The organism is Micromonospora sp. KC207 (genome assembly GCF_004348615.1).
Lineage (GTDB): Bacteria > Actinomycetota > Actinomycetes > Mycobacteriales > Micromonosporaceae > Micromonospora.
In genome coordinates this window covers 1-4,589 of sequence record NZ_SMKJ01000406.1, presented here as the reverse complement: position 1 = coordinate 4,589, position 4,589 = coordinate 1, and the positions used below count along the sequence as shown (strand labels likewise).

The following is a 4,589-nucleotide window of genomic DNA, read 5'->3' as shown; positions in this document are numbered from 1 at the left end:
GTGTTGACAAGGGGCCCCTCCACTACCGAATGCGTTAACAGTGGGCCCTTCCTTGCACCAGTGGCCCGCGCGCCGCGGGCCCGCGTTAGCGCTTACCTGCCGGTAACGCCTAGGCTCCGGACCGACGTGGATCAGCTGAGCAGAGGGGGACCCGTGGCCCGTACCGTGCTGGTGACCGGCGGCAACCGGGGGATCGGCCTGGCCATAGCGCAGGCGTTCGCCAAGCAGGGTGACCGGGTGGCGGTGACCCATCGTAGCGGTGACGCGCCCGAGGGCCTGTTCGGTGTCATCTGCGACGTGACCGACTCCGCCTCCGTCGACGCGGCCTTCACCGCCGTCGAGGCCGAACTGGGCCCGGTGGAGGTGCTGGTCGCCAACGCCGGCATCACCGACGACACGCTGATCATGCGGATGTCGGAGGACCAGTTCACCCGGGTGCTGGACACCAACCTCACCGGCGCCTTCCGCTGCGCCAGTCGGGCGTCCAAGAAGATGCTCCGGGCCCGGTGGGGACGCATGATCTTCATTTCCTCGGTGGTCGGCCTGTACGGCGGCCCCGGGCAGGTCAACTACGCGGCGAGCAAGGCCGGCCTGGTCGGCATGGCCCGGTCGATCACCCGGGAGTTGGGCGGGCGCAACATCACCGCCAACGTCGTCGCGCCCGGCTTCATCGACACCGACATGACCGCCGCGCTGCCCGAGGAGCGCCGAGCCGAGTACGTCAAGGCCATCCCGGCCGGCCGGCTCGCCGCGCCCGAGGAGGTGGCCGGGGTGGTCACCTGGCTGGCCTCGGACGCCGCCGGCTACGTCACCGGTGCCGTGATCCCGGTCGACGGCGGCCTCGGCATGGGCCACTGACGCTGCCCACCGCGCCCCACCGCACGAATCTCAACGGAGGAACTCCCACATGTCCGGACTGCTGGCCGGTAAGCGGCTGCTGGTCACCGGCGTCATCACCGACGCCTCGATCGCCTTCTCCGTGGCGAAGCTCGCCCAGGAGAACGGCGCGCAGGTCGTGCTCACCGGCTTCGGCCGGCTCTCCCTGGTCGAGCGGATCGCCCGGCGGCTGCCCGCGCCGGCCCCGGTGATCGAGCTGGACGTGACCAACGCCGAGCATCTCGCCGGCCTGGCCGACAAGGTCCGGGAGCACGTCGACGGCCTCGACGGGGTGGTGCACTCGATCGGGTTCGCGCCGCAGAGCTGCCTCGGCGGCGGCTTCCTCGACGCCCCGTGGGAGGACGTGGCCACCGCGCTGCACGTCTCGACGTACTCCTACAAGTCGCTGGCCATGGCGGCGCTGCCGCTGATGTCCCCGGGCGGCGCGGTGGTCGGGCTCACCTTCGACGCCACCAAGGCGTGGCCGGTCTACGACTGGATGGGCGTGGCCAAGGCCGGGCTGGAATCCGCGTCCCGCTACCTGGCGCTGCATCTGGGCAAGCAGGGCATCCGCAGCAACCTGGTCGCCGCCGGGCCGCTGCGCACCATGGCCGCGAAGTCGATCCCCGGCTTCGTCCAGTTCGAGGACGCCTGGGCCGATCGGGCGCCGCTGGGCTGGGACCTCACCGACCAGGAGCCGGCGGCGCGCGCCTGCCTGGCGCTGATGTCCGACTGGTTCCCGGCGACCACCGGTGAGATCGTCCACGTCGACGGCGGCTACCACGCCCTCGGCGCCTGAGGCGCAAGGACGAACGGGCCGGGGTGCCCCGGCGCAGCATGCGCCGCCGGCCCGTTCGCCCGGGGCCCCTGCTGACGCACTCGGTGTGGCAGGGGCCCCTTCCTGACCTCCCCCGGGCCCGGGACCAGGGGGCGTCGCCTGGTCGCCGCCGGGTGCGGGGAAGAATGGGGCCCATGGTGTACGACGCGTTGGTGCTGGTCTCCTTCGGCGGACCCGAACGGCCCGAGGACGTGTTGCCCTTCCTCCAGAACGTCACACGGGGGCGGAGCGTGCCTCCGGAGCGGCTGGCGGAGGTCGCCGAGCACTACCTGCACTTCGGCGGGGTCTCCCCGATCAACCAGCAGTGCCGGGACCTGCTCGCGGCGATCCGGGCGGACTTCGCCGAGCACGGCGTGGACCTGCCGGTCTACTGGGGCAACCGGAACTGGGACCCGATGCTCGCCGACACCGTGGCGCGGATGCGCGACGACGGGGTCACCCGGGCCCTGGCGTTCGTGACCAGCGCGTACGGCGGCTACTCCTCCTGCCGGCAGTACCAGGAGGACATCGCCAGGGCCCGGGCGGCGGTCGGCCCGGACGCCCCGACGGTCGAGAAGCTGCGCCAGTTCTGGGATCATCCCGGCTTCGTCGAGCCGCACGCCGACGCGGTGCGCTCGGCGTTGGGTCAACTCGACCCGGCGAAGCGGGCCACCACCCGGCTGGTCTTCACCGCCCACTCGATCCCCACCTCGATGGCCGTCAACGCCGGTCCGCACGGCGGCCGGTACGAGGCGCAGCTCGCCGAGACCGCCCGCCTGGTGCACGCCTGCGCCGCGCCCGACCTGCCGTACGACCTGGTGTGGCAGAGCCGGTCCGGCCCGCCGCACGTACCGTGGTTGGAGCCGGACGTCAACGACCACCTCGCCGCTTCGGCGGAGGCGGGTACCACCGGCGTGGTGGTGAGCCCGATCGGGTTCGTCTCCGACCACCTGGAGGTGGTCTGGGACCTCGACACCGAGGCGCTGGAAACCGCCAAGCGGCTCGGCCTGGACTTCGCCCGGGCCGGCACCCCGGGCACCGACCCGCGCTTCGTCACCATGGTGCGCGAGCTGGTCGCCGAGCGCACGGAGCCGGGCGGCGAGCGGCTGCGCCGTCGCCTCGGCGAGCTGCCGCTGTGGGACGCCTGTCCGACGGTGTGCTGCGTGCCGGCCCGCCGTCCCTGACCCCGGGTCCTCCCGGTCCTGCCCCGCTACCCGACACCCCTGGGACGACGAATGTACGAACGCAAGCCGGTGGAGAGCTGGCTGACCGACATGGACGGCGTGCTGGTGCACGAGGGCCAGCCGGTGCCCGGCGCGCCGGAGTTCATCAACAAGCTGCGCTCCTCCGGCAAGCCGTTCCTGATCCTGACCAACAACTCGATCTACACGCCGCGCGACCTCCAGGCGCGGCTCACCCGGATGGGCTTCGAGGTGCCCGAGCACGCCCTCTGGACGGCGGCGCTGGCCACTGCCCAGTTCCTCGCCGACCAGCGGCCGGGCGGGACCGCGTACGCGATCGGGGAGGCCGGGCTGACCACGGCCCTGCACGCGGTCGGGTACGTGCTCACCGACTTCGCCCCGGACTACGTGGTGCTGGGGGAGACCCGCACGTACAGCTTCGAGGCGATCACCAAGGCGGTCCGCCTCATCAACGACGGGGCCCGGTTCATCTGCACCAATCCCGACGTGACGGGGCCGTCGGTGGAGGGCGCGTTGCCGGCGGCCGGTTCCGTCGCGGCGATGATCTCCAAGGCGACCGGCGTCGAGCCGTACTTCGTCGGCAAGCCGAACCCGATGATGATGCGTTCGGCGCTCAACACCATCAACGCGCACTCCGAGACGACCGCGATGATCGGCGACCGGATGGACACCGACGTGCTGTGCGGCCTGGAGGCGGGGCTGGAGACGATCCTCGTGCTGACCGGGATCAGCACGAGGGCGGAGGCCGAGCGGTACCCGTACCGGCCGTCCCGGATCGTCGACTCGGTGGCGGACCTGATGGACGAGATCTGACCAGCCCGCCACCGGGTGGGGGCGCAGCGGTCAGGGGCGCAGCGGGGCGTTGCAGGCGGCGACCAGGGCCTGGCGGCAGGCGGTGGTGAGCGGGCGCAGTGCGGCGTCGCGCTGCCGGGCCTCGTGGTTGTTGACCGCCCCGCCGGGAGCGCTGTGCCCGGCCAGCGCCAGCACCCGGTCGAGCACGGCGGCGCGGGCGAACAACCGGCGCGCCCGGGGGTCGAAGCCCGGGGGCAGGTCGGTGGTGCCGTCGGGGCGGCGCAGCGCCTCCAGCGCACCGGCCAGCTCCGGCCGCCACTGGGCGACGTCGAGCCGGGTCAGCGCGGCGGTGGCCTCGGCGAGCGCGCTGGCCAGCTCCGCCTCGGCCTCGGCGGCGCCGGGCGAGCCGAGCGACGCGGCCGGGGCGTCGGCGGGCAGCGGGTAGCACCGCCACAGCACCGTCTCCCACGTCATACCCGAGCCCGAGGTGTGCGTGCGGACCTCCGGGATCACCCCGATCCCCCCGGCGACGACCGCCTCGCCGGTGAGCAGCGCGGCACCGCTGAAGTCGCCCGGCCCGGGCAGCCCCCGGGGGTCGCCCGGCACGGGCAGCACCAGCCGGATCTCGTCCGGGGAGAGCTTCGCCAGCGTGGGCAGCGCGTCGCGCAGCGGGACGTCGGTCCAGGTGCCGGGGGCGTCGGCGACGAGGTGCTCCTCGTCGCCGGCGATTTCCTCGGCGACCTCGTCGTACGGCACGAGCCCGGCGCGCCACGCGCGTATCCAGGCAACGAACCGGCTCGACCGGCGCGGCGCAACCTTGACCGCGCCCGTTGCGGGGGAGGACATGCAAGAGAGGGTACGTGGTGCGCGCCGTCCGTGTCTCGACTGCTGCGGGCCCGGCT

General features: G+C 73.2%; 5 protein-coding genes. 4 read left to right on the top strand and 1 reads right to left on the bottom strand.

The window, feature by feature from the left end; translation table 11 throughout:
* The first annotated feature begins 153 nt into the window (after positions 1–153).
* From fabG to E1258_RS30135, 4 genes are all read left to right on the top strand, one after another.
* Complete coding sequence (fabG, locus tag E1258_RS30150; RefSeq protein WP_132407075.1) at positions 154–858, top strand: beta-ketoacyl-ACP reductase; 705 nt, start codon at positions 154–156, stop codon at positions 856–858.
* A gap of 49 nt (positions 859–907) precedes the next feature.
* The gene (gene fabI, locus E1258_RS30145; RefSeq protein ID WP_007071977.1) at positions 908–1,675 is read left to right on the top strand and encodes an enoyl-ACP reductase FabI; all 768 of its coding nucleotides are present in this window, start codon (positions 908–910) and stop codon (positions 1,673–1,675) included.
* A gap of 173 nt (positions 1,676–1,848) precedes the next feature.
* Positions 1,849–2,877 carry a ferrochelatase gene (locus E1258_RS30140; RefSeq protein ID WP_132407073.1) on the top strand — a complete coding sequence of 343 codons (1,029 nt, stop codon included), beginning with the start codon at positions 1,849–1,851 and terminating at the stop codon, positions 2,875–2,877.
* A gap of 51 nt (positions 2,878–2,928) precedes the next feature.
* Positions 2,929–3,708 (top strand): HAD-IIA family hydrolase, encoded by a 780-nt coding sequence (locus tag E1258_RS30135; RefSeq protein WP_132407071.1) that lies wholly within the window; start codon positions 2,929–2,931, stop codon positions 3,706–3,708.
* 30 nt (positions 3,709–3,738) lie between these two features.
* Here the strand turns inward: E1258_RS30135 and E1258_RS30130 are convergent, their stop codons facing one another.
* Positions 3,739–4,533: a hypothetical protein gene (locus E1258_RS30130; protein WP_132407069.1), complete on the bottom strand. Its 795-nt coding sequence runs from the start codon at positions 4,531–4,533 to the stop codon at positions 3,739–3,741.
* Positions 4,534–4,589: the final 56 nt, after the last annotated feature.